General features: G+C 49.5%; 22 protein-coding genes. 5 read left to right on the top strand and 17 right to left on the bottom strand.

Going from position 1 to position 25,490, the window contains the following annotated elements; genetic code table 11:
* Positions 1 to 26: 26 nt before the first annotated feature.
* Together ACJJIO_RS02025 and ACJJIO_RS02030 are read right to left on the bottom strand one after the other, a co-directional pair.
* Complete coding sequence (locus tag ACJJIO_RS02025) at positions 27 to 1,091, bottom strand: efflux RND transporter periplasmic adaptor subunit (RefSeq protein ID WP_444909996.1); 1,065 nt, start codon at positions 1,089 to 1,091, stop codon at positions 27 to 29.
* A gap of 34 nt (positions 1,092 to 1,125) precedes the next feature.
* On the bottom strand, positions 1,126 to 1,653 hold the full coding sequence (locus tag ACJJIO_RS02030) for a TetR/AcrR family transcriptional regulator (protein WP_444909997.1): 528 nt from the start codon (positions 1,651 to 1,653) through the stop codon (positions 1,126 to 1,128).
* 172 nt (positions 1,654 to 1,825) lie between these two features.
* Between ACJJIO_RS02030 and ACJJIO_RS02035 the strand changes: the two genes are divergently transcribed.
* Positions 1,826 to 2,221: a YchJ family protein gene (locus tag ACJJIO_RS02035; RefSeq protein WP_444909998.1), complete on the top strand. Its 396-nt coding sequence runs from the start codon at positions 1,826 to 1,828 to the stop codon at positions 2,219 to 2,221.
* Here the strand turns inward: ACJJIO_RS02035 and ACJJIO_RS02040 are convergent.
* Entirely contained in the window at positions 2,218 to 2,442 is a 225-nt protein-coding gene (locus ACJJIO_RS02040; protein WP_444890714.1) for a hypothetical protein, read from the bottom strand. The genes ACJJIO_RS02035 and ACJJIO_RS02040 overlap by 4 nt on opposite strands.
* 133 nt (positions 2,443 to 2,575) lie before the next feature.
* Complete coding sequence (locus ACJJIO_RS02045; RefSeq protein ID WP_444909999.1) at positions 2,576 to 3,784, bottom strand: RtcB family protein; 1,209 nt, start codon at positions 3,782 to 3,784, stop codon at positions 2,576 to 2,578.
* Between the two features lie 454 nt (positions 3,785 to 4,238).
* Here ACJJIO_RS02045 and ACJJIO_RS02050 point away from each other — a divergent pair, with 454 nt between their 5' ends.
* Positions 4,239 to 4,979 carry a pseudouridine synthase gene (locus ACJJIO_RS02050; RefSeq protein ID WP_444910000.1) on the top strand — a complete coding sequence of 247 codons (741 nt, stop codon included), beginning with the start codon at positions 4,239 to 4,241 and terminating at the stop codon, positions 4,977 to 4,979.
* Between the two features lie 101 nt (positions 4,980 to 5,080).
* Here the strand turns inward: ACJJIO_RS02050 and ACJJIO_RS02055 are convergent, their stop codons facing one another.
* The 6 genes from ACJJIO_RS02055 to ACJJIO_RS02080 form a co-directional block, all read right to left on the bottom strand.
* Positions 5,081 to 6,346 (bottom strand): patatin-like phospholipase family protein, encoded by a 1,266-nt coding sequence (locus ACJJIO_RS02055; protein WP_444888615.1) that lies wholly within the window; start codon positions 6,344 to 6,346, stop codon positions 5,081 to 5,083.
* A gap of 168 nt (positions 6,347 to 6,514) precedes the next feature.
* Positions 6,515 to 7,528 carry a YhdH/YhfP family quinone oxidoreductase gene (locus ACJJIO_RS02060; protein WP_444904402.1) on the bottom strand — a complete coding sequence of 338 codons (1,014 nt, stop codon included), beginning with the start codon at positions 7,526 to 7,528 and terminating at the stop codon, positions 6,515 to 6,517.
* Between the two features lie 54 nt (positions 7,529 to 7,582).
* Entirely contained in the window at positions 7,583 to 8,728 is a 1,146-nt protein-coding gene (sohB, locus tag ACJJIO_RS02065) for a protease SohB (RefSeq protein ID WP_444885407.1), read from the bottom strand.
* Between the two features lie 47 nt (positions 8,729 to 8,775).
* Positions 8,776 to 9,426, bottom strand: a complete 651-nt coding sequence (locus ACJJIO_RS02070) for a cation/multidrug efflux pump (protein ID WP_444910001.1) — start codon at positions 9,424 to 9,426, stop codon at positions 8,776 to 8,778.
* A gap of 45 nt (positions 9,427 to 9,471) precedes the next feature.
* The gene (gene nudC / locus ACJJIO_RS02075) at positions 9,472 to 10,287 is read right to left on the bottom strand and encodes an NAD(+) diphosphatase (RefSeq protein WP_444885409.1); all 816 of its coding nucleotides are present in this window, start codon (positions 10,285 to 10,287) and stop codon (positions 9,472 to 9,474) included.
* A gap of 20 nt (positions 10,288 to 10,307) precedes the next feature.
* Positions 10,308 to 12,017, bottom strand: a complete 1,710-nt coding sequence (locus ACJJIO_RS02080) for a FimL-related protein (RefSeq protein WP_444910002.1) — start codon at positions 12,015 to 12,017, stop codon at positions 10,308 to 10,310.
* A gap of 372 nt (positions 12,018 to 12,389) precedes the next feature.
* On the opposite strand from ACJJIO_RS02080, the gene nhaB reads away from it, so the two are divergent.
* Positions 12,390 to 13,925, top strand: a complete 1,536-nt coding sequence (nhaB, locus tag ACJJIO_RS02085) for a sodium/proton antiporter NhaB (RefSeq protein WP_444888921.1) — start codon at positions 12,390 to 12,392, stop codon at positions 13,923 to 13,925.
* A gap of 113 nt (positions 13,926 to 14,038) precedes the next feature.
* Here the strand turns inward: nhaB and dnaQ are convergent, their stop codons facing one another.
* From dnaQ to ACJJIO_RS02100, 3 genes are read right to left on the bottom strand one after another with little or no spacing between them, the layout of a single operon-like run.
* Positions 14,039 to 14,767 (bottom strand): DNA polymerase III subunit epsilon, encoded by a 729-nt coding sequence (gene dnaQ, locus ACJJIO_RS02090; RefSeq protein WP_252085387.1) that lies wholly within the window; start codon positions 14,765 to 14,767, stop codon positions 14,039 to 14,041.
* 19 nt (positions 14,768 to 14,786) lie between these two features.
* A complete protein-coding gene (rnhA, locus tag ACJJIO_RS02095; RefSeq protein WP_252085386.1) occupies positions 14,787 to 15,218 on the bottom strand; it encodes a ribonuclease HI in 432 nt (143 codons plus the stop codon).
* 50 nt (positions 15,219 to 15,268) lie between these two features.
* Positions 15,269 to 16,057 carry a class I SAM-dependent methyltransferase gene (locus tag ACJJIO_RS02100; protein ID WP_444910003.1) on the bottom strand — a complete coding sequence of 263 codons (789 nt, stop codon included), beginning with the start codon at positions 16,055 to 16,057 and terminating at the stop codon, positions 15,269 to 15,271.
* A 223-nt stretch (positions 16,058 to 16,280) separates the two neighbouring features.
* On the opposite strand from ACJJIO_RS02100, the gene gloB reads away from it, so the two are divergent.
* Positions 16,281 to 17,063: a hydroxyacylglutathione hydrolase gene (gene gloB / locus ACJJIO_RS02105; protein ID WP_444910004.1), complete on the top strand. Its 783-nt coding sequence runs from the start codon at positions 16,281 to 16,283 to the stop codon at positions 17,061 to 17,063.
* A gap of 203 nt (positions 17,064 to 17,266) precedes the next feature.
* Positions 17,267 to 18,823, top strand: coding sequence for a LysM peptidoglycan-binding domain-containing protein (locus ACJJIO_RS02110; protein WP_444910005.1), 1,557 nt, complete (start codon positions 17,267 to 17,269; stop codon positions 18,821 to 18,823).
* A 93-nt stretch (positions 18,824 to 18,916) separates the two neighbouring features.
* Here the strand turns inward: ACJJIO_RS02110 and ACJJIO_RS02115 are convergent, their stop codons facing one another.
* The 4 genes from ACJJIO_RS02115 to clpX all read right to left on the bottom strand — a co-directional run bounded on the left by ACJJIO_RS02115 (position 18,917) and on the right by clpX (position 25,416).
* Positions 18,917 to 20,800, bottom strand: a complete 1,884-nt coding sequence (locus tag ACJJIO_RS02115; RefSeq protein WP_444910006.1) for a SurA N-terminal domain-containing protein — start codon at positions 20,798 to 20,800, stop codon at positions 18,917 to 18,919.
* Positions 20,801 to 20,919: 119 nt separating this feature from the next.
* The gene (gene hbs / locus ACJJIO_RS02120) at positions 20,920 to 21,192 is read right to left on the bottom strand and encodes a non-specific DNA-binding protein Hbs (RefSeq protein ID WP_067086576.1); all 273 of its coding nucleotides are present in this window, start codon (positions 21,190 to 21,192) and stop codon (positions 20,920 to 20,922) included.
* Positions 21,193 to 21,449: 257 nt separating this feature from the next.
* Positions 21,450 to 23,855 (bottom strand): endopeptidase La, encoded by a 2,406-nt coding sequence (lon, locus tag ACJJIO_RS02125; protein WP_252085381.1) that lies wholly within the window; start codon positions 23,853 to 23,855, stop codon positions 21,450 to 21,452.
* 274 nt (positions 23,856 to 24,129) lie between these two features.
* The gene (gene clpX, locus ACJJIO_RS02130) at positions 24,130 to 25,416 is read right to left on the bottom strand and encodes an ATP-dependent Clp protease ATP-binding subunit ClpX (protein ID WP_252085380.1); all 1,287 of its coding nucleotides are present in this window, start codon (positions 25,414 to 25,416) and stop codon (positions 24,130 to 24,132) included.
* Positions 25,417 to 25,490 lie beyond the last annotated feature (74 nt).

Raw genomic sequence — 25,490 nt, forward strand, 5'->3', positions numbered from 1 at the left:
CAGGGCCAGAGATCTCAAGCAAAAAATTAGTGCTGTACATAATTGCGAACTTTTGCACCGTCATAGAGATGCTGACCGCCCGCGGCTACCAACTTCATCGCTGCTGACAAGCCCTTAGTGATCTGTACGGCTTCACCATTGGTACGGCCAAGAGCCACCTGAACCCTGGAAACCGATTGATCTTCATTAATTTGCCAGACATAGGGTTTCCCCTCACTATTGCTCTGCACCGCCGCCAGAGGAATCCAAAAATCTCCGCTGCTCTCTTTCATTTTGACCGTCACTCGGGCAGTCATACCAGGAAGGATCTGAACATTCTGCGGTCGCGGCATCCCCAGTTCCACCGCGTAGGTCTGGGTTACACTGTCGGCTTCCGCTTGGTGTTCACGGTATTGCAAAGCAAACTGCTCACCCGGAAGAAACTCAAACTCCGCTAACACTGAGCTTATTTGCTCTTCGTTGACAGTAGCCAACATTTTTTCCGGCACAGAAATTTGTATACGCACCTCAGAAATATTCTGTAAGCGCACAATGGGCTGGCCTGGCTGAACGTTAGTGTAATTCTCGACAAGCTGCCGTGTTGCCAACGCATCAAAGGGAACCGTCAGCTTGGTATAAGCTAAATCCTGTTCCGCTCTTTCCAGGGTTACTTTGGCAAGGTCAAAGTTACTCTCGGTTTCATCGAGCTGCTGCTGGGAAATCACTTTGGAACTTGCCAGTGAGCGCTGTCGATTCAATGTTTTCTCCAGAAGCTCTACATTTACCCGGGCTTCTTTTACCCGGCGTCGGTAATCGCGATCGTCAAGCTCGGCAATCAAAGTGCCTTTAGGAATGATTTCGCCCTCTCGAAGATTTAGCTTATCGAGCTTACCGCCAACCTGAAAAGAAAGGTCCACGCTCTGCACAGCTTTTACCCTGCCTGCAAATTGGCGATCTGCTACTTTATTGGTGCTCTGAACGGTGGCCACTTTCACCGGCCACAACCGCTCAGCACGTTGCTCTTCTTTCTCCGAGCCGGAGCAACCCGCAAGAATGACCACCGCTGCCATAAGCAGGGCTAGTGGGGCACGAGAACTTACCGACAATTTCATATTCGTCATCCAAAAAGCGTGTTTAAGAAAAAAATCAGGTGAGATCTGCAGAAAGCATCAACAAACGTTCGCGTAAACGGGTGAGCATCGGATCTTCTGGCTCCACCACACCCAACACACGCCCAAAGAACATACCTTGGGCTGCGAGAATCAACAGCTGTGCAAACTCGGAGTCTTTGTAGGTTTGGGAGATTTCACTGCGCAATTCAGCCTCCTTAACCTTAACTGGTTCCAGGAGCGCCGGATCTTCGGCTACTGCTGCAATCAATGAACGGGGCAAGCCTTCATCATCTTCCATTAGTTCAAAAATGGAACTAAGCCGAGAGGTCAACAAGTCACCGCCAGCTTTGGTGCAAGCTTCAGCACTGGCATCTTCCCTGGCAATCGCTGCCTCCAACATCGCTTTGAGAAGAGACTGTTTGGTTCTGAAGTGATGAATTAAACCACCCTTACTTAACCCGCACTGGGTAGCCACTGCATCGAGAGTGAGCTTGCGTGCCCCCTTCTCTCGCACCACCTCTTCGGCAGCACGGACAATGGCAGATTTATCGACTCTGGACACATGACCTCCCGGGATTACCCAATAAACCAACCGGCTGGTCGGTATCTTAACGCTCCTCAGCAAAAGATCAAGCTATGCTACCCTCTGTCACCGTCAAGCAAGGTTAAAAAGTGTTTACGAAACGCGCTGACCGAACCAGTGAAAGTGAGCGCCCCCGATTACGGAGTTACTTATGACGGATCACGCCTGCCCCTGCGGCTCAGGTAAGAAATTTCAGAGCTGTTGCAACCTCTTCCTCTCTGGGCAAGGCTATCCCAATACTGCAGAGAACCTGATGCGCAGCCGTTATTGCGCTTATGCGATGGGAAACCTGGCCTATCTGCGCAAAACTTGGCATCCAGACACCTGTCCAGATCTTCGCCAGGAGGACCTGGAGACCCAGTGGACGAGACTGGAGGTTATTAAAAGCAAAGCTGGCCTGAAGAGATCGGTGGTAGAGTTTAAGGCGTGGTATTCAGAAAATGAGCAGGAACATGTAATTCATGAAGTATCCCTGTTCAAACTCTACAAAAAAAAGTGGGTGTATCTGGAAGCGCTCCCCGGATGGCCTGAAGAAGGCAGAACCTAAAAACCGGCAAGAGTCAGTGGCAAAATAAAACGAACTGCAACTACAAGAGAGTAAGTATCGCGGGAGCCCCTCCACTCCCGCACCTCCTCCCTCATTTTTTGTTTATTTAAAAAACGTTTTCCTGACTTTGCTTTAACGTGCGCACCACCCTTCCCCATAAGTGGATTACGCGCGATATAATTGCGAATTTTCCCACTCCCCTTAGGTGGATTTTTTTTCATATACATTCTCCTTTATCGAAAATTTTGGCAGCCAAGTACCAACAGTCAAGGTATTTTCCTGCTAGTCTCAGCCAAGTAACCGGCTTATGCCACATCAAATAACTCCTTTTCAAAACTGCTACAAACTAGAAGTCTACCCCTTAATACATATTACCTGACGCAGGGTATGCTCCACTTCGACAAGGTCTGACTGATTATCCATAACTTGATCTATATCTTTATAGGCCGCCGGAATTTCATCAATCACTCCCTTATCTTTACGGCATTGAACACCCCTAGTCTGCTCTTCAAGATCCTGCCTGGTAAACCTCTGGCGCGCTGCGCTACGACTCATTTTGCGGCCAGCTCCATGAGCGCATGAGTGGAATGATTCGGCAATACCACGTCCACGCACAATATAGGACTTGACTCCCATTGAGCCTGGAATAATTCCCAGCTGATCTTTTTTCGCACTGATCGCCCCTTTACGGGTAATAAAAACATCCTTCTCAAAATGGCGTTCGCGCACTACATAATTGTGATGACAATTGATTGCCTCACTGGTGAGCGTAAATTTTGGCAGATGATTTTTGAGACAATTCAAAACCAACTTCATCATTTCTTCCCGATTAACTCTAGCGTACTCCTGGGCCCAGCTTACCGCCTCGATGTAATCATCAAGATGGTGGTTACCTTCGGAAAAGTAAGCCAAATCTTTATCTGGCAGATTACGTATATGTCCTGCCATATCCTTTCGAGCCAACTGGATAAAGTGCTGTCCAATAGCATTGCCAACACCTCGACTGCCTGAGTGCAGCATCACCCAAACCGCATTATTTTCATCCAGACAAATTTCAATAAAATGATTGCCGCCACCCAGGGTCCCCATCTGGGTAACCCAAGTTTTCTGTGGCTGATGCAGCCTTTTTAGTAGCCCAGGATGTTTTCCAAACAACCTATCCACACCGGGAGCTAAAAGTTTGCAGGCAGATTCCCTGGCACTGATCATCTTGTGACGACCCTGTCCAATGGGTACTTTCACCTCAATGGCCTCCCGCAATGCTTTCAGGTTGTCAGGCAACTGATGGGCATGTAACGAAGTTCGCACTGCATTCATTCCGCAGCCAATATCCACCCCTACCGCTGATGGGATTACCGCATCTACTGTTGGGATCACAGAACCAACGGTTGCCCCTTTTCCTAAATGTACATCCGGCATTGCCGCAACATGGGAGTGTACGATTGGTAACTGAGCAATATTTTTTAGCTGCTGCAAGGCCTGCGGCTCGATTTCATCGGTATATATTTTTACCGGCACACTACCTTGCTGTACATTTTTATTTAGCACAATTTTTACAGGCATATAGAGTCCTTGGATTGATCCAATAAATCATTAAAAGCTCTCCAAAGCCCAAACAAAAAAGCCCCGGCAAATGCCAGGGCTCTAGAGAATTCTGGCTTGAAAAGCTCAATCACTTTTCAAGCAGATGCACATGAAAAGCGATCAAAAAAACAGGTTGTTAATATCCACATTTCGCATTTCATGGCTCCTTCGTGGCTGCGTTCCACGTCAATCAAGAAATAACTAATAAAAAATGCCAGCTTTAAGCAACTCATGCCGGCAACAAACTATGTGACAAATTTTATTGCCTAGCCGTAATAAGTCAACCTAAATTTAAACTACTTTTTAGTATTTTTTCTCAACAAGTTACTATCAGGTATTAATAACCAATTAACTGAGGCATTTTTTATATGCAATCACTACGTTTCGGCAATACACTAAGCAGCCGACATATGAGCCTGTATCAGATCAAACCATGAGTTGTGAACCAGAGATTATCTATGAGGACGAACACCTGCTTGCCGCTTATAAGCCTGAAGGCTGGCTCGTTCACCGTTCCGAGATAGACCGTCACGAGACACGTATCTTCCTGCAGCACCTCCGCAATCTAAGTGGTTATCATTTATACCCAGTTCACAGACTAGATAAGCCTACATCTGGAGTTATTATTTTTGGAAAAAGTAGTGCGGTCGCCGCTCAGCTCCAACATCAACTGGAAGGTAAGGGCTCCCTAAAGAAATATCTTGCTGTTTGCCGCGGATATTGCCCCGAACAGGAGACCATTGATTACCCACTCCCACCGGTAGCAGACTTTAAACACCAGAGGAAACGCTCCAAGTCAGAGCTTCCCCGCCAGGAGGCCATCACCCTCTTTCAGCGGCTCGCCACCATAGAACTACCTTATGAGGTGGATCGCTATCCCACCAGCCGATATTCACTGGTAGAAATTCAGCTGAAAACTGGTCGCCGACATCAAATCCGCAGACACTTCAAGCATATTCACCACCCCTTAATTGGTTGCCCCAAATATGGAAAATCTTCCCACAACCATTTTTTTTCTCAGCAGTTTAATTGTGGGAGACTGCTACTACATGCCGTAAAATTAGAATTACAGCACCCAGCTAGTCAAAAATTATTAGTATTACAGGCCGAACCACGAGGAAAGTTCATGAAGCTTCTGCAGACATTTGGCTGGTCTGATGCACTCAACCACTGAAGCAAAGGGAATAAAATTAGAAAACCAAGAAACACTGTGTTCGAGCGAGATATCCTAGATAGAAATCACACTTAATTCAAATCGTTAGCAGGCAGTCCAAATTACGACGAAACATCTCCCTGTCCAAGCTGATCCTCGATACTCTTTTTACGTGAACCAAAGAGACCTCTTCGCTCCACCTCAAGTTTGGGCTGAGGCCTCAAGAAATAGCGCAATTTATCTTTCTCCCACATTGCATCCTGGTAGCCAAGCTCAATCAACTCCTCAATATAGGGCCGCTCAAAAAGCAAGTAACTTGCCGCGGAGACTCCGCCTCCAGACCGCGTCGCACCTGTGGAGCGAAATAACCAACGCAACGCCGGCGGTAGATACTTTAATTTTCTCCCTCCCAATCTGGCGAGACTCTGCGATGGTTCAATAACCACGGATTCTACTGGCCGAAGAGGAGAGAGATCGGCAAATTTATCTTCTTCCACAGAATCCAGTAAGGTATTAACCCTATCCAAATGTTCCAAATCCCCTTCCAAGCTATCAATAAAAGCAGCATTGAACCACTGAGCAGTAATCTGGGCCATTGAAGGAGAATGGACCTGATTATTGCTACGCCGACTACCCCAGTGAACTGGAGAGCGGTTATCGGAAACACCTACGATAAAGACACGCTTAGCTCCAAGGTGTAAGGCCGGGCTGATGGGAGCCATTTGACGAATTGCACCATCGCAGTAGTAAATATCGTCGATTTTTACTGCAGGAAAAATTGCGGGGATTGCAGATGAGGCGAGCAGGTGATCCACCGTCAAGCGGGTGGAAACTCCAAACCGGCGAAAGCGCTGCCAACCTCTCACACCATCCGCAGCTTGATAAAAGCTCACCGACTCGCCCTCACTATATGAAAGCGCATTAATGCAAGTTGCGTGTAGATGGCCTGCGTCGATATTTTTTTGGATATTATCGAAATTAATTACATCCAGTAAAAGCTGACGCAAGGGGGAATTATCGAGAAGAGCAAGAGGTTTTTCTCGCCCAACACCCTGATTAAACAGCGAACGGCTAATAGACAATAAATTACTAATTAAGCTAAACCAGCTAGTGCGGTACACCCGCTCCACACTCAGGTTCATCCACACCGAGCACATACTCTCGATCGCTTCTTTAAATGTACCTGGGTGAGCGGCCAGCATCATGGCATTCATAGCGCCAGCAGATGTGCCGCAAATAATTTTAAAAGGGCGCGGGTTATCTTCAGGCACAACCTCTGCTAGGGCTTTGAGAACCCCGGCCTGATAAGCAGCACGGGCGCCACCACCCGAGAGCACTAACGCGCTGTTCTGCACCGGAATCAGGGACTTTTCGTTACCTTGAGACACTGTCATCTTCCAACAGAAACAGGCTATAAATCACGCTACTGGCTATAAGGCTATTGAAAAGCACAGACACAGACAAACACCATTACTTATATAAAGAGGCAGATGACTGTCATTCGCCTGTTCAGCTGTAATTTTTTCTCCAAATAAACTCTAAAATACTCAAGAAATCTAAAGTGCCATATTAACGACATAGCGGCCGATTCCATGGCCTCGGTGTAACCGTGCCAGAAATTCCGGTGCCTGTTCAAGTGATATATCTTCCGCAATAAGTTTTAGCTTATCGCCGATATACCATGGGCCAGCTAGCTTTTGCCAAACCGCGGCTTTCTTTTCTACTGGCAGCTCTACACTATCAACGCCCAGCAGACTGATACCTCGCAAAATAAAAGGGAATACATTTGCATGAAACTGTGCGCCCGAAGCCATACCACATGCCGCTACACCACCACCGTATGCTAGGGATTTAACCACATTAAAAAGGGTTTCCCCGCCTACTGTATCTACAGCCCAAGCCCATAAGGGCTTAGCCATGGCCTTGTTGGCAAATGGCGCTAAAGTATCTCGGTCAAGTACCTTCCAAGCACCCAATTCAGCGAGAAAGTCTGCCGCTTCAAGTTTCCCGGTCACCGCAGCTACTCGAAAGCCCAACTTTGCCAGCAGCGCCACCGCAATTGACCCGACTCCGCCAGTAGCACCGCTGACCAATACTTCACCATCTTCTGGCATGGCTCCAGCCTCCAGTAGCCGGTCCACACAGAGGGCAGCGGTTAACCCAGCAGTACCAAGCGCCATAGATTCCCTGGCGCTGAGCCCCTCTGGAAGCGGTAGAGCCCACTCAGAGGGAACAGCAGTAACCTCCGCCAAGCCGCCTGGGGTATTCATGCCTAAATCATAACCTGTGACTAAGAGTTCAGTTCCTGGCCTGAATTTACCACTTTGGTCTTCGAGCACTGAGCCTACGGCATCAATCCCTGGAGTGTGCGGGTACTCTCTGGTAATACTGCGGTTTCCAAATGCAGACATAGCATCCTTGTAGTTCAGAGAGGAATAGGAAACTCTAAGCAACAAGGGGTTACTGGGCAAATCTCGGAGATGTCGCCTCACCAGTAGTTGATCAAATTTTCCAGCGGCCACCTCTTCCACCCTAATGGCCCGAAACTCCCTTTCCTGAGAACTATTCATGCCTGCTTTATCCTAATGACAAACTTCCCTATAAATTGCCCTTGTCGACATCTCTTACTGGGCGTGATGACGCCATGCGCTCAATCTTGAGAATAGACGTGTCAGGGCCGACTCTACCCCGGCCTCAGCAGCCAACCCCATTTTCTTGGCGATATTTTTCTTCTCTTTGTATTCCACCTGAAACAGGTCAGCATGTTTAGCACAATCTGTCAGGTACTCATCAGATGTTTTCAGCTCATCCACAAGGCCCATTGTCAGAGCCTTTTGCCCAAACCAAACTTCTCCTGTCGCAACCTTGGCAACATCCAAGTTGGGGCGGTACTCACTGATAAAGTGCTGGAAAAGTACATGTATTTCCTCCAGATCACTCTGGAACTTCTCACGTCCTTCTTCAGTATTTTCTCCGAACATGGTTACTGTGCGCTTGAACTCACCCGCAGTGAAAAGCTCATAATCCACATCGTGACGCTTTAGCAAGCGATTAAAGTTAGGCAGCTGTGCCAAAACACCGATAGAGCCCAACATTGCAAAAGGTGCGGCAAGAATTCTGTCTGCCACGCAGGCCATCATATAACCGCCACTTGCCGCCACTTTATCCACTGCAATAGTGAGCTGAATGCCCGCACTGCGTACACGTGCCAACTGGCTTGCGGCCAGACCATAGTTGGCCACCATTCCTCCGGGGCTTTCCAAACAGAGCAGCACCTCATCACCAGCCTCTGCAACTTGAAGAATTGCAGTAATTTCCTCCCGCAAACGCGAAAGCTCACTGGCTTTGATGTCGCCATTAAAGTGGGTGACAAAAATACGCTTGCGCTCATCTGTCGAATCCGAGATTTTCTCTGCCTCACGGGCATCAGCTTGTGGCTCTTTCGTCTCACCGCCTAGATTGCCTTCTTTGGAGGTTTTCTCTTTGGCCGCCGCTTTATGCTTTTTAGCCAGGGCTTTTTCCTCAGCTTTCTTATCCTTTGCCAGCTGCTTTTTACGCTGATTAAACTCGTGTTTTTCCATAACGGCTTCGAGCAGAGTTTCTTTAAACTGCTCGTAGCGGTCATTCAATCGAGTAACACTGATATGTCCCTGCACCCTCTCTTTAAGCTGCTCTCGATTAGCAAAAATAAAACCTATCAACACCATCAGAGCAACGATAACAGTTACTATTTTTGCCAGGAACAGGCCGTATTCAATTAAAAATTCCACTTATACTCCAGATTGCTGCCATGCAAATTAAAAATTATTTAGCCGCCCTACTGCCAACCATCCAAGGCAGTGGTCGCCTGCTGATTTAATGGTCGCGCCAACAAGCCGCTGTGACTGATACGCACCTCATAAACTGCACCATCCTCCATGGGCAAAAAGGTTGCGCTCCCGTAGACGGCATCAACGAAAGGAAGATTTTTATCAAACCCTCGTACAAACTGCCAAATATCAACCCCATAATTTGTGCCATCAATTTGATGCACAGAGCGTTCGCGTACTCTTTCGTCTTGCAAGGTAAGATAACGACCACTCAGGCGATCCAGGCGATAAGCTGGCTCGATACCCCAGCGTATCAATGGGCCTTGCCACTTCAGCATACGGGCATCCAATTGCCACTGATCTCCATACAGCTCAAATTTTTGTGAAATACCATCGGCATCAGAAAACTTCACTTCAAACTGCTGCTCCGCGATCTTTTTAAATGACACAACGCCAACGCTATGCTCATTACCTAGATTTCGATAACTGTATACATCCGCAGCAACCAAAACGATCCAAAGGGCCAAACCAAAGAAAACCAGCCCTAAAGAGCCGCGTAAAAAACCTGTCACCCAAGAGCCACTCAATAGTACCCTCGCTCCCCAAAAGACGAGGAACAGAGCCACTACCGCTATTAGGAAGGTGATCACGATATACATGATGATACTTAACTCCTCTCTGCCAATTCCTTAAAAACGGAAGGTCTACAGCTTCAATCCGCCTGCCAATAAATTGGAAAACGTATGAATCAACTGTCCAGATAAAGTTTGCACTGGCGGAATAGCTGGCAGCGAACGATAGTGGAACCACTGAGCCTCCTCAATCTCATTTGGATCGGGGCATAGCTCCCCCCCCTGCCACTCTGCCAGATATCCCAACATCAACTGCCCCGGAAAAGGCCAGGGTTGGCTACCGACGTACCTGAGTTTTCCCACCTCAAGTCCAACTTCCTCTCGGACTTCTCGCCTTAAAGCTTGCTCTGCACTTTCACCTGGTTCAATAAATCCAGCCAGCGCGGTATAGGTGATATTTCTTCGATTGGCATGGCGAGCGAGTAGGCACTCCTCCCCACGGGTAACCAACATGATTACGCAAGGAGAAATTCTTGGGTAAACCGTCAACTGACAATTTGGGCAAGTCCTGGCCCGGTCTAGAGAATGGTAATGGGTTTCTGTGCCGCAGCGGCCGCAAAAGCGGTGATCTCGATCCCAATAAGCCACCTGCAGAGCTCGGCCAGCTAAAGCAAATAGATACTCCTCTGTCGAAGTAAGCAGACTACGCAGGTTACGCCAGTCATGCCCATGAATCTCAAACTGAGCTGAAAGTACTCTAACACCGCAACTGCGACCTCCCAGCTCACCGAGATAGTGGCTTGAGATAGCAGTAGTAGGTGGCAATTGATCCACCTCGTGAATGAACCGGTCTCCACTACAGAGAACCAGGCCCTCCGCTACAATAATTTGCTGGGAGAACTCAGGAGCCTCCCAAACATTTGCGGCAGGCTCAAAGCGATCAACCAAAAAGTGACTCCTTTCTCAAGTTAGGCCGTTTCAACAGGACAACCTAGCGCTGCCAAGCTCTCCACTGCGAGATTCAGAGATTGAACATCTGCCTGTCGATGTAGCTTTACTTCGCCTAGGTAGTATTCCAGGCTAATAATCGCATCGGCAAAAATATCCAGCAGCTGCTCCACCTCAGGAGCCGCATCATGCCTATCCACCGAGCTTTCAACAAAGTTCAGCAAACCTTCAACCACAGCTGCGGCACGGCGGAGGTTGAGCACAATCAGCCCCCCTCGAACGGAATTTAAAGTGGTGGAGACATTGCGGATATGCCCGTGATCAAAACCAGAGTCTGCATAGGCCGCCAGCGCTCGCTTGATGAGGGCAAGGCCCGCTTCCGCCTCTTTAAGTACTGCCACCTCGGCCTCGGCCAACTGGCTGCACTCAAATGCAATATCCGCATGACCGTACTCATCAAGATCAATACTGGTGCTTTGCTTGAGCGCCCGCACAGTACTATCTACCATTAGCACTTGGCCTGTGAGCTTTTGCAACGCTGCATCCGCAACGGAGCCACCAGCACCTGCTGCGCTCTGGTATTCAGCTATGGCATTACGCAGGCTCTCCCCAATCCGCCTGAAATTAAGCATTTGTAAGGTGCCGGCAACCTTTTGCAGAGTAGTAGTCAGGCCATCATCTTCATCAATACCCGATCCACCGATCATCTCGATATCATCGAGCATTCTCCGCACACTAGACAATTCTTCATCAAGGGCACCCGCAACTGCAGCAATAGCCGTTGCACCAGGGCCGCCGAGGCTTGCGCGCTCTCTTTCCAGTTCATCCTCAGTGTATTCGAGTTCCTCCGCAGAAAAAGCTTCAAGCAGTTTCTCTCCGCTTTTATCAGGGCGTGAAAGAGCCAGCCAATAGATACATTCTTTTAAAAGAATTGGCGGAGCCGGTTGATCCAGGGCCGTATCACACTCTTTCTGTAATGCACGCAGCCAGCGGTCAAACATACTGAAAACCATCACCCGCGAACGGCTGATCCGCATTTCAGCCGCAGCCATGCCGCCAAGTGCCGCTCCAGCCACCAGCCACAGGCGCCCATTGGGGCGGCCTGTGGTAATACTGGCAATACGCTCTAGCGCTCGCGCCATCATCGTGAAAGCGGGCCCCCTAGGCTTTCCACGCAACAGCGCCAATAAACCAACTTGGTACATATGACGAAATCTGCGCACAAAACTGCGAAGGTCTTCGGACATTACCGCCGAAGCCCCCAGGCCAGGTATCGAAGCACTTAGATTACAGCTAAAAAAGTGACTCTCTGGCACAGGAGGCTCGGAACGCGCCGCACGTAAATTGTTAATAAAAGGTATTAACAGCTCTGGGCGCGCAATCGCTCGGTTTTGCACGAAGTCAAGATAACGACCCAGCACATAAAAACCCGTACCCAAGGCTTCCATCAGCTCTTCTGTGGGCTGTTGGCGCCCCTCCAGCACCTCGGTCAAAGCGGCGATCTTTTCCTGCGCTAGCAATTCACCCGCATGGAGTTGCACCATTTGCAGCACTCCACTCACTTGCCTAAGAACAGCGACACACTGCTCCAAAGACTGTTTCTGGGTGGTATCTGCTGCAAATTTATCCAGGTGAGCGGCGGCATTGTCTATTGCAACAACCAGCTCGTCCTTGACTACATTGACAGAAGTGATGTTGATCTTGCGCAATTCACTTTTTGCCTGCACCACTACATTCTTCCTGTAACCGAACAAAAAACAACCAACTCCTGTGGAGTAGGCCTAATAAACGGCAATTTATACCAATAGCGAAAAGAGTCCACCTTTCCGCAGACAAATTCCACCGAATATTCGACAAAACCCCCGGCAATAAGGCAGACAGCCCTAAATTACTTGAATTTTCCGGAAAACCCAGTAGCGTTTGCTATTTTGATATTTGCGTCTGTACGCATTTTGTTCTTGCGCACAAAAAACAACCAGTACAAAAATTAACAGCTTTGCCGCAAGGGGAAGAGACAGGGGAGTAGGCACATCACTGCTATTCGCCAATCAATTCCAACACTCCAATTTGGCCCTTAACTGGGTAAACCATGGAAGTAAATGATGAACACCTACAACAATGCAATTACCGCGTCTGGAAGCGGTTTTGGCCGGGCTTTTGCAGATAATTTTCTCGGTGAGGCTCCGGACTGGTACAAATTAACCATCGCCGCCTTCCTACTTTTAAACCCTCTCCTACTCTATGTCAGCGGCCCCTTCATCACCGGCTGGGTGCTAATCGGGGAATTTATTTTTACCCTGGCCATGGCTTTAAAATGCTACCCATTGCAACCAGGCGGACTGCTTGCAATCGAAGCCGTGTTGATGGGCATGACCAGTACTGATGCGGTTTACCACGAGGTAGTAGAGAATATAGAAGTTATCTTGTTGCTAATGTTTATGGTGGCAGGCATCTACTTTATGAAGAGCCTGTTACTATTTGTCTTTACCAAGATCCTTATTCATGTAAATTCTAAAAGCCTATTGTCACTATTATTCTGTGCAGTGGCAGCTGTGCTTTCCGCCTTTTTGGATGCACTTACCGTAACAGCTGTTTTGATTGCCGTTGCTGTTGGCTTTTATTCGGTATACCACCGGGTTGCATCACAACAACCCCATCACCACCACAGTCACGATCACTCCAACGATGAGCATGTGGTCGAGTATCACCGTGAGGATTTAGATCAGTTCCGGGCCTACTTGCGCAGCCTGATCATGCACGGCGCTGTCGGTACCGCACTCGGCGGAGTGTGTACCTTAGTGGGCGAGCCGCAAAATCTCCTCATTGCCGAGAAAGCCGGATGGGAATTTGTGCAGTTTTTCCTACAAATGGCTCCAGTGACCATCCCCACCCTGTTTGCCGGACTAATAACTTGCGTAGTCTTGGAAAAAACCAAGGTATTCGGTTACGGTGTACAGCTTCCCCTAGCGGTTAGGGAAGTTTTAGTAAACTTCTCCAAGGAAGAAGAAAGCAAACGTACCAGCGCCCAGGTTGCTGAGCTCTGGATACAGGGTATTGTTGCACTAGTTCTAGTATTCGCCCTGGCCTTCCACGTTGCAGAAGTTGGCATGATTGGCCTGATGATTATTGTATTGCTAACGGCCTTTAATGGGGTGGTTCAAGAAGCTCGTATCGGCCATGCCTTTGAAGAAGCGCTGCCTTTTACTGCACTTTTAGTTGTGTTCTTCGCGATTGTTGCAGTCATTCATCAACAACATCTATTTGAACCCGTGACTCACTTCGTACTATCGCAAAAGCCTGAACAACAACCGGCTTTACTGTTTGTTGCCAACGGTATTCTATCCATGATCAGTGATAACGTGTTTGTCGCCACCGTATATATCAATGAAGTTAAATCGGCTCTCGTTGCTGGCGATATAACTCGGGAGCACTTCGACAAACTAGCAATTGCCATCAATACCGGCACCAACTTACCGAGTGTTGCCACACCTAATGGCCAGGCGGCATTCCTATTTCTTCTGACGTCGGCCCTTGCGCCCCTCATCCGCCTATCCTACGGCCGCATGGTGATTATGGCCCTACCCTATACATTAGTACTCAGTGCTGTGGCCCTGTTTTGTGTGGTTTACACTCTCTAGAGAATAATTCGCCGGCAAATACCCAGTATTAGCCGGAAGCCCCAAAGCTATGGCCCAATGATAAGAAGAGTAACCAACAATAAAAAAGCCCGCTTAGCGGGCTTTTTTATTGTTTACCAGAAGTGCTTCCCAGCAGATTTCTGCAACAGTTCAAGCATAGACAGGTGCGCTTCCTGCTCATGTCCCGAAGCCTGGATTACCCTGAGAGAGGGCCGATTCTGCGGAAGCCTGCGAATTACCGATGATACACTCTCCCCCTTTGCCTGCTCACTCTCCTCAGAGCTTTGCCCATCGCCCCCCTGAGCCAACCCCAAATCGGTTTGGCCTCCAGTCATCATCAGGTAGACGTCAGCAAGTATCTCCGCATCTAGCAGAGCGCCATGCAGATCTCGCTGTGAATTATCGACGAAATAACGTTTACACAACGCATCCAGGTTGTTCTTTTGACCAGGGTGCTTTTCTCGCGCAAGGGCCAGAGTATCCAACACACTGCAATGAGCATTCACATGCTGCCAGCGTGGACTGCCCAACAACTTTAGCTCGGCATTAATAAAGCCAACATCAAACGGGGCGTTGTGAATAACGAGCTCAGCGCCCTCGCAGAAAGCCATAAATTCGTCGGCGATCTGCGCAAAAACGGGCTTATCCGCAAGGAACTCGTTGGTGATACCGTGAACTTCAATCGCCCCATCATCAACCTGCCGCTGAGGGTTTATATATTGATGATAATGACGCCCTGTAAGCTTACGGTTTTCAAGCTCCACACAGCCTATTTCAATAATTCGGTGGCCATTCTTGGGGTCTAGGCCGGTAGTTTCGGTGTCCAGTACAACCTGGCGCATAACTCACTCCCCGTCAGAATTACAGCTCATCTATACCACGATTGGCTAACTGGTCAGCCCGCTCATTTCCAGGGTGGCCAGCATGGCCCTTCACCCAGTGCCACTCGACCTGGTGCCTGGCAACACCCTCATCCAACTGACGCCAGAGATCGGCATTTTTTACTGGCTTTTTACTCGCCGTCTTCCAACCATTCTTTTTCCAGTTATTGATCCAACCAGTGATCCCCTGCCTTAGATATTGGGAATCGGTATGTAATTCAACTTCACAGGGTTGCTTCAGGGCTTCCAATGCCTTGATCGCAGCCATCAGCTCCATACGGTTATTGGTGGTATGGGACTCCCCTCCACATAACTCTTTTTCATGCTCGCCATAAACCAGTAGAGCTCCCCAGCCACCTGGACCCGGGTTGCCACGACAGGCGCCATCTGTGTAGATAGTAATTTGTTTCAAAATCAGTGCCAGAAATAGGAGTAAATCAGCTTCTGGAGACTACCCCAGAGCTATCGCTTCTGATGTTTTCCCCGTGCAGCGACACGGGGACTTGTAGGTGTTGCTACCAGGGCAGGCTTCCGCTCAGTGCGCCAATCTATCTTGATTGTCCGCACCCGCGCCACTTCTTTGCGCGCGACTATGATGTAAAAGCCACCCCAAGGCAAGCGCAGGCGGTTAGCGAGCCTCTCCATCCAGGCCGACTTAGCGAGTAGCTCACGTTGCTGTAAAGGCAGGCGGAAGAAGCCTCGATGCATCTGTTCAGCCTGGAGATCCAGTAGGTTCATCCAGTCAGCAATCCTGGCTGCCCTCAATTGATTGCCTTTTTGATAGGCTCCACGTGAAAATAACAGGCGTGATAGACCCAACAAAGAAAAGGGATTGAATCCCATTAGCAGCATGTGACCGCCAGGTATCAGTACTCGCGCCGCTTCACGCAAAATTTGATGGGGATGAGTGGAAAAGTCCAGCAAATGATGTAAAAGGACCACATCAATTGACTCAGAGGGGAGTGGCAGGTGTTCCATCTCTACAATAGCCGCCCCTTGCTGCTCCGGGCAAACCGCCAAGCGAAAGCAATGATTAATACGGCTAGAAGCGGCAAAATCTACGGCATCAGTAACCCCCGCCTGCAATAGATGATAACCAAAGAATCCTTCAACCAAAGGCTGGGTCAGCGCCAATTGCTGAGAAAGAATCTCCTGCCCTAGACTGCTTGAAAACCAGTGAGAAAGGGCCGGACTGGCTTTGCGCAATAGCGATGACTCTATCGACTCACGAGAACTGGACTTATCAGTCATTCACTCTCCTTAAGAACCAGGCAGAAATCAAATTGATTATCCTGCACTCCCGTAGCCATCCTTTATGGTGGTTAGCTCTAAATGCTATGCAGTTTAACATCATGTCGATCATTCATTTACGAGACACTATAGAAAGCTTGCTGCTAGGTAAGCACCCTCCTCTACACCTTTCGGTTAATATCCATGATATCGTTCCGGCATTGAGTTGGCAGGCAGAACAAATATGCTCTCCGTAACCCCCATTCCCGCATTGAATGACAACTATATCTGGCATCTTGAGAAGGATGGTGAGCACTGGGTCGTCGATCCCGGTGAAGCCGAGCCGGTAATCAAGACCTTAGGGGAAGCCCCCCTAAGTGGCATTTTAATTACTCATCATCATTATGATCATACAGGCGGCATCAAAACACTGCACAAGCATTATGAATGCCCAGTGTTCGGCCCCGAATCCATCAAAGGAGTAACCAATCCAATTGCCGACGGGGATACATTTTTACTGCTAGGACTACCAGCTGAAGTCTGGGGTATTCCCGGCCACACCCTGGACCACTTAGCGATAATTCTGAAAGAGGAATCTGCCAGCGGCAGTCAGCAGCCTCATCTATTTTGTGGCGATACACTTTTTGCCGCCGGCTGTGGCCGCATATTTGAGGGAACCCCAGAGCAGATGCTCAATTCCCTACAAATGCTAACCAAACTACCAAAACATACCCTTGTTTACTGTGCCCATGAATACACGCTCGGCAACCTTCGGTTTGCCCATACTGTAGAGCCTGGAAATACTGCGGTTAGTGAACGACTAGCCCACACCCAAACCTTGCGGCAATCCGGCGAGCCGACCCTGCCTACCAGCATTTCCGAGGAACTGGCAACAAACCCTTTCTTGCGCTGCCAATTTCCAGAGGTTGCTCAAAGTGGTGCCCATCATCTGGGGCGGGAAACTTCCGAAGAGCTCAGTGAAGTTGAAATATTTTCCAGCCTTCGCGACTGGAAAGACCATTTCTAATAGAGGTGGCCATAACCCCATAAGTCACGACCAGCAGCTTAGCGCCCTCAAATACTGTCTGTTTTTTATCCATCTACATTGACCGAAACTATTCCCACTAATTAGAATCAGAAGGCTATGATCCAATGCTCAGTGTTAGCAAAAAATAAGCGCCTTCGCGCGAGCTGAGTGGGAATTAAAAGAATTACTCGCGGATATCAAACATGGTTCATAAGAATTTTGCCGCAGCATTGCTGGCCGCTACGGTTGGAGCTTGCTCGCAAATACCTGAGACTGGCTCATCTCCCGATAGCGAAAGTCAGCAGACGCAAGAAACCAGCCCTGCAAATAACCTTGAGATATCTTCCCCTATTTCCACGGAAGCAACCCCGCCCCCTACAGATATCTGGGAGCGCCTGCGCCGGGGATTTCGCCTCAATCACCGCACCGAAGATCCGAAGGTGCGGGATTACATTGCTTATTTCTCTCGTAATGAAGGCTATATGTCGCGGGTTACAGAGAGGTCTCGCCGCTATATCTTTCATGTTGCAGAGGAGTTAGAGCAGGCAAATATGCCTCTTGAGCTCGCCTTATTGCCTATAGTGGAGAGCGCCTACGATCCCTTTGCTTACTCTCATGCACAAGCCTCCGGAATGTGGCAATTTATCCCCGCAACCGGTCGCTCTTTCGGCCTCCAGCAAAATTGGTGGTATGACGGACGCCGAGATGTACATGAATCGACTCGCGCAGCCGTAAAATACTTCAAATACTTATTCGAGCGTTTTGATGGCGACTGGGAGCTTACTCTAGCAGCTTACAATGCTGGGGAAGGAACTGTGCGTCGCGCAATAGAGCGCAACCGCCGCAGAGGACAAGGAACTTCTTTCTGGGAAATCAAGCTACCGCGCGAAACAAAACGCTATGTACCACAGCTCCTAGCACTTGCTGAGGTAGTATCCCGCCCAGAGCATTACAAGGTACCTCTACACGAAGTCGCTAACGAACCCTACTATGCCCGCGTCAACGTTGGCAGCCAGATAGATCTTTCCCAAGCCGCAGAGCTTGCTCAAATCGAGCTGGATGAGCTTTATCTACTCAACCCCGGGTTTAACCGATGGGCCACTGACCCCAATGGCAATCACCACCTGCTTATTCCAGTAGAAAGCCTAGAGCGCTTTGAGTCGGCCTTGGAAGAACTGCCCGTAGAGCAACGCGTGACCTGGGAACGCTATACTATCGCCCGGGGAGATACACTTTCTACCATCGCGCGGCGCTATCAGACAACCATCTCAGCCATTCGTGAAGCCAACAAGCTGCGAAACAACAATATTCGCGCGGGTAAAACCCTACTTATCCCTAGCGCCTCTGGTCCAGAGGGCCAGTATGCGTATACCGTAGACCAGAGAGTGAAACAGCGCCAAGCTACTGGCCAAGGGCAGAGGTCGAGCTACACAGTACAACCCGGTGACAGCCTTTGGGCGATCTCGCGCAAACTGAAAGTGAGCGTCAAGAAGCTCGCTCATTGGAATAGCATGGCGCCAGGGGACACCCTTCGCCCAGGCCGGACACTGGTTGCCTACAATGGGGATTCAGGTAGCAGCAACCGTACCACTCGCAAACTCTCATACAAGGTAAGAAGCGGAGACTCCCTCTACCGAATTGCCAATAAGTTCAGTATCAAAATCGACGATATTTTGCGATGGAACAAAATTCCCAAGTCAAAATATCTACAACCCGGCCAGCGTTTAACTCTCTTCGTCGATAGTGCACATAACAGCTAATCTTTTTTCCAAGCGGTATTAACCCCAATAAAAAACCCGGCAAAAGCCGGGTTTTTTATTGGCCAAATTGACCGGCCTATACAGGCTTACCTGCTATTCGCCTGTAGAACTAAGCTCCACTTTGGCCTGATCAGACAGGTAACGGCGAATTGCAGCCAATTCTGCACCACCATTCACTGATGCTAACTGCTGCATCAAAGCTCGGCGCTGCTCCTTACTCTGCTGGGAGAGGTCGCCTGGACGCACATCACGCAATGCCAAAACAATCTGGTTGCCGTTGCTCACTGCAAAAACAGCCAACTCATCAGAACCTGCCGTAGGCACAGGCATAGAGAAAGCTTTGCTATTGATCTCAGCGCGCTCACCGAAACCACCTCGACGAGTCTTATCACTAGCCTCCAGTGTCAAGCCCTGCTCCTGGGCCAGCTCAGCAAAATCACCGCCAGCTGCCAAACTTTCTTTCAAGTTTTCCGCCTTTTGGGCAAGCTGAGCGCTCGCCTTGTCACGCTTCAGAACGTCAACAATCTGCTGGCGCACCTCTTCCAGCGGGTAAATACCTGCAGGCTTGGAGTCAGTCACTCGCAAAACGACAGAATGCTCATTATTGAGATTCAGCACATCAGAGGTATTGCCGTCCTCCATCACCTCTGGAGAAAAAGCAGCCTCTACTACCTGGCCATTAGCCAGTACCCCACTACCATTTGAGCGAGAGAAAAGACCGCTAGTTTGTAAGGATACCCCTAATTCCTCAGCCGGGCCTGCCAAGCTTTCAGCATTGTAGGCCAGATCTGCCAAGCGACTCAGAGCATCCAGAAACTCTCTTTCCGCTGCCGCAGTACGCAACTGATTTTCAATAGCGCTCTTACGCTCTTCAAAGACCGGCGGCTCACTCTCTTCCACTTCTAAGAGCTTAATAAAATGAGTGCCACTATCAGTGGTAACTGGAGCAGAAACCTGACCAACTTCCAGAGAAGCAAGGGCCTCTTCAAAAGCTTGCGGGAATACATCGCCAGTAGTGAAGCCGAGGTCTCCCCCTTCATCACGGGAACCAATATCCTCCGAGTAACTTTTGGCCAGTTCAGCAAAATCTTCACCGGCGTCGAGTTTCACCTGAATTTCATTCAATTTTTCCTGATCTGCATCTTCCAAAAGAATATGCGCTGCACGACGGCGAAGATCAGAACCAAAATTAGCAAGCTCCAGGTCATATTGAGCGCGAACATCCTCTTCAGAGATATCAATGTTGGAGGCAAAAACCTCCGGAGTCAGCTCAATATACTCAACCGCTACCTGCTCAGGCCGCTGGTATTGACTCTGGTTGGCTTGGTAATACTGCTCAACTTCAGCATCACTAACGTCTGTAGAGGCCAATAACTCCTGCACAGGCAACACAACGTAGGAAAAGTCGCGCTCTTCCATAGAGGCTGCAACTATCTGCTCAGCGTCTTCCTTGGTGGTAAAGGCACTGGCAGTAACGCTATCCGCATATTGTTGCAAAGACAGATCGCCCTCAACAATTTGCGGGAAACTAGCTGTGCTATACCCCATACGGCGTAAGGCATCACGATATAGCTGGGTGTTAAAGGTACCGTTGACCTGGAAGGCCGGAATATCGGTAATCGCCTTATTAACCGCAGCGGTACTCATCACCATACCACTCTCCTGAGCAGCCTGGCGCATGACTGAAGTGGAAATCAATTGGCGTAAAACCGGTTCACGCAGCTGCTCATCACTGATCAAGTCCGCCGGAACATCCTCTCCGTATTGGCTCATGATCATACTGCGGCGGTTTTGTATGGCCCGCTGCAAATCCATATTAGTGATTTTTTCACCATTGACCTCGGCGACCGCGTCGGTGGCACCACCACTGGCACCGGTAAAAAAATCGATTCCCCCAATGACCATAATGAACCCAAAGAATGCCGCAACAATAATGGCTGCCGTTCCCTTCAGGTTATCGCGCATGGACTGAAGCATGCTCAGCTCCGAATTTTCACTCTAATTGTTCAACTGTTAGCAGATACAAAAAAGGCGTATCGAAATTGACACGCCTCTTTGCACTTCGACTTTTACAAGGTTTCGAAGTTCACCGAAACTTAGTTTACGGCGTCTTTCAGGGCTTTACCGGCCTTGAAGTTAGGAATTTTTGCCGCTGCAATTTCAATCGGGTCGCCAGTGCGTGGGTTGCGGCCAGTGCGGGCTGCACGCTCTTTTACTGCAAAAGTACCAAAGCCCACCAAGGCAACCTGATCGCCTTTTTTAAGCGCATCAGTAATGCTGTCAACCATTGCGTCCAAAGCACGGCCAGCTGCAGCTTTAGGAATATCTGCAGACTCAGCAATAGCTTCAATCAGTTCGGACTTATTCACGCTTAATCCCTCTGTTCTTTTAAATATGTTTAGGGCATGCCCTCAGGCAAGGCATCCCTACTCGTAACTTTCTAACCACCGGCAATTTTAGCGCCGGCCAAATAAGGCCCGTTTTATACCAACTGCCCGGTAGCGGGTCAAGGAACCATGCGGGTTTCCGGCCGGTAAGACAAACCTCAGGCAACAAAAATCAATTTTGTGGTTAGATTTTGGTCTTGTAAATTGTTACGGGGTGACAGTTGTCACCCCGAATGCGATTAATGGGTTTGAACGGATCTCTGTGAGCGCTCTTCAGCCTGCTTTTGCAAAGCAGAATATTCCTCATCAGTAAGAGACTCGGGTTTGTGCTCAAGCGCCAACTCAAGAACCTGATCAATCCATTTAACCGGTTTTACCACCAGATCCTGAAGAATATTGTCGGGAATATCCTTCAAGTCTCGCTCGTTATCCGCAGGAATCAGCACAGTTTTTATACCGCCCCGATGCGCTGCCAATAACTTTTCCTTCAGACCTCCAATTCGTAAAACTTCTCCCCTCAGGGTGATTTCTCCGGTCATTGCCACATCCGAACGAACTGGAATATTGGTCAGTACGGAAACCAGCGCCGTGCACATGGCGATACCCGCAGAGGGCCCATCTTTTGGCGTTGCACCTTCCGGAACATGAATATGGATATCCCTTGTTTCATGGAAATCAGGGCCAATACCGAGCGCCTGGGAGCGCGAGCGCACCACTGTCAAGGCAGCTTGAATAGACTCCTGCATCACATCGCCGAGAGAACCGGTCTTGATCATGCGCCCTTTACCCGGAACAGCAGAGGCCTCAATATTGAGAAGCTCACCGCCCACCTCTGTCCAGGCTAGGCCGGTAACAATCCCGATCTTGTTCTCTTCCTCGGCGCGTCCAAAGTCAAACTTGCGCACACCCAACAACTCTTCCAGTTCCTCAGGCTGCACTATCGCTTTTTTGTCCGAAGGATTACGGACATGCTCCGTTACAATCTTGCGGCAAACTTTGGCAATTTCCCGGTCGAGCCCCCGCACACCCGCTTCACGAGTGTAGTAACGAACGATATCCCGGATTGACTGGTCAGAAAGCTCCAGCTCATCCTCTTTCAACCCATTGGCTTTACGCTGCTTGGGTACCAGGTAGCGCTGGGCAATGTTGAGCTTCTCATCCTCGGTATAACCGGGGATACGAATAACCTCCATGCGATCCAGCAAGGGACCGGGGATGTTCATGGAGTTTGAGGTGCACACAAACATCACATCGGAAAGGTCGTAATCCACTTCCAGGTAATGGTCGTTAAATGTCTTGTTTTGCTCTGGATCAAGTACTTCGAGCAGGGCCGACGCGGGGTCACCACGCTGATCCATACCCATTTTGTCGACCTCATCGAGCAGGAAAAGCGGATTCTTAACGCCGACTTTGGATATTTTCTGTACCAGCTTACCTGGTAGAGAACCTATGTAAGTGCGTCTATGTCCGCGGATTTCTGCTTCATCACGAACGCCACCAAGGGCCATACGCACATACTGGCGGTTAGTCGCACGAGCGATAGACTGCCCGAGTGAGGTCTTACCAACCCCGGGAGGCCCAACCAGACAAAGGATCGGCCCCTTCACTTTCTTGACACGTTTTTGCACAGCAAGATATTCGAGGATACGCTCTTTCACCTCTTCTAGGCCATAGTGCTCCTTCTCGAGAATCTCTTCGGCTTTCTTCAAGTCATGCCGTACGCGGCTAGCTTTTTTCCAAGGAAGGCTCAACATCCAATCAATGTAGCTACGCAATACCGATGCTTCTGCCGACATGGGCGACATCATTTTCAGCTTGGCCAGTTCGGCACGGGTTTTCTTTTCCGCCTCTGCAGACATTCCTGAATCTGCAATCTTGTTTTCCAGCTCCTCAATTTCATTGGGCTCTTCGGTAATTTCGCCCAATTCTTTTTGAATCGCCTTCATCTGCTCATTGAGGTAGTACTCACGCTGGCTCTTTTCCATCTGCTTCTTAACACGGCCGCGAATACGCTTCTCCACCTGTATCAGGTCGATCTCGGAATCCATCAAACCGAGCAAATGCTCCAGCCGCTCTTTGACATTGGAGGTTTCCAGCAGCTCTTGTTTCTGAGCCAGCTCGAGGGACATGTGCGCGGAGATGGTATCCGCCAAGCGCCCCGGCTCATCAATGCCAGACAGCGAGGTAATAACCTCATTGGGGACCTTCTTACTGATGGAGACATACTGCTCGAACTGAGACATAACCGAGCGCACCAAGGCTTCAGCCTCTCCCTCGGACAGCTCAGTAGTTTCTATAGGCTCGACAGTAGCCTCAAAGTGATTATCGTGCTCGGCAACATCGAGGATATTGACCCTCTCCCCCCCTTCCACAAGCACTTTCACAGTGCCATCTGGAAGCTTGAGAAGCTGCAGAACACTGGCAATAGTACCAACGCGATAGATGTCCTCGGCGCCAGGGTCATCTTCCGATGCTCTCCTCTGGGCTACGAGTAGCACTTGCTTATCCCTGCGCATGGCCTCTTCCAGAGCCTCAATGGATTTTTCCCTGCCGACGAACAGCGGAATCACCATGTGGGGGTAAACAACAACATCGCGCAATGGCAATAACGGATATTCAAGCTTGGTGTCGGATGACTGATCCATAGAACTCCTCTCGGCCCTATCACTGGGTATTTGGCGCGGCATCATGCTGCTGTTGAAATTGACAGCTTAATTTGGGCCACCGCCCGTCAGTTGCTAGAGATGGGGGGGGAGAGCCCGGAATACAAGTCTAATCTCGCGACCAATTTGTGCCGAATTCAACTGAATACTGGCTGGCCGCTGGTAGTTAAGCATGTCAAACAGGTAGAAAAGATAGATTTGAATAACAATTGGCTATAAAAAAAGCCCCACAAGTGGGGCTTTTTAATATGGGGAGTTATTCCTCTGGCGCCGCCTTTTGCGGCTGGCTTTCACTTTCGTAAACCAACAGCGGTGCCGACTCCCCCTTTATCACCGCCTCATCGATAACGACCTTAGCGACATCATCAGAAGATGGAATATCATACATAGTTTCCAGTAACACCGACTCCATGATAGAGCGAAGTCCCCGGGCACCAGTTTTGCGCTCCATAGCCTTAGTAGCCACAGCATCCAAGGCGTCTGGACGGAAGTCCAGCTCTACATCTTCCATTTCGAAGAGTTTTGCATACTGCTTGGTCAGAGCATTGCGCGGCTCAGTGAGAATTTGCACCAAAGCCTCGCGATCGAGCTCCTCCAGGGTCGCGGTAACCGGCAGGCGCCCAACAAACTCTGGTATAAGACCATAGCGAACCAGGTCTTCTGGTTCGAGGTCACGCAGAATTTCACCAAAGTTACTGGTTCCATCCTTAGACTTCACTTCAGCGCTAAACCCAATCCCCCCCTTCTCTGAGCGATCGCGAATCACCTTGTCTAGGCCCGCAAAGGCACCGCCACAGATGAACAGGATGTTAGAGGTATCCACTTGCAGGAATTCCTGCTGCGGGTGCTTACGACCGCCCTGAGGGGGAACGGAAGCCACAGTACCTTCAATCAGTTTTAGCAGTGCCTGCTGCACACCCTCACCAGAGACGTCCCGGGTGATGGATGGGTTATCGGATTTACGTGAAATTTTGTCAATTTCATCGATATAGACAATTCCCTGCTGGGCCTTCTCAACATCGTAATCACACTTTTGCAGCAGCTTTTGGATGATATTTTCTACATCCTCACCGACATAGCCAGCCTCAGTAAGAGTGGTGGCATCGGCGATGGTAAACGGCACGTTCAGCAGCCGCGCAAGGGTTTCAGCCAACAGGGTTTTACCGCTACCAGTTGGACCCACCAGAAGAATGTTGGACTTGCTCAGCTCAACATCATCTTTGCCTTTAACGCCAGTTTTACTACGCAGGCGCTTATAGTGGTTGTAAACCGCAACCGCCAGGACACGCTTGGCCCTCTCCTGGCCAATCACGTACTGATCCAAAATCTCGGTGATTTCACGCGGCGTGGGTAGGCGCCCCTCCGGGCCCTCCGCAGTCTCCTGGACCTCTTCGCGAATGATATCGGTGCAGAGCTCGACACACTCATCGCAGATAAAGACTGACGGCCCAGCAATCAGCTTCCGCACCTCCTGCTGGCTTTTGCCACAGAAGGAGCAGTACAGCAATTTGCCGCTATCTTCTCCGCTGCTTTTGTCGGTCATCAAAATACTCCGTGGTCACTGGCCTACCAGGGCCTTTAATTCAGCTATTACAGCAAGATGCTGTCTCTTGGCGT

This window comes from Microbulbifer mixtoriginis (SeqCode) (assembly GCF_052467235.1).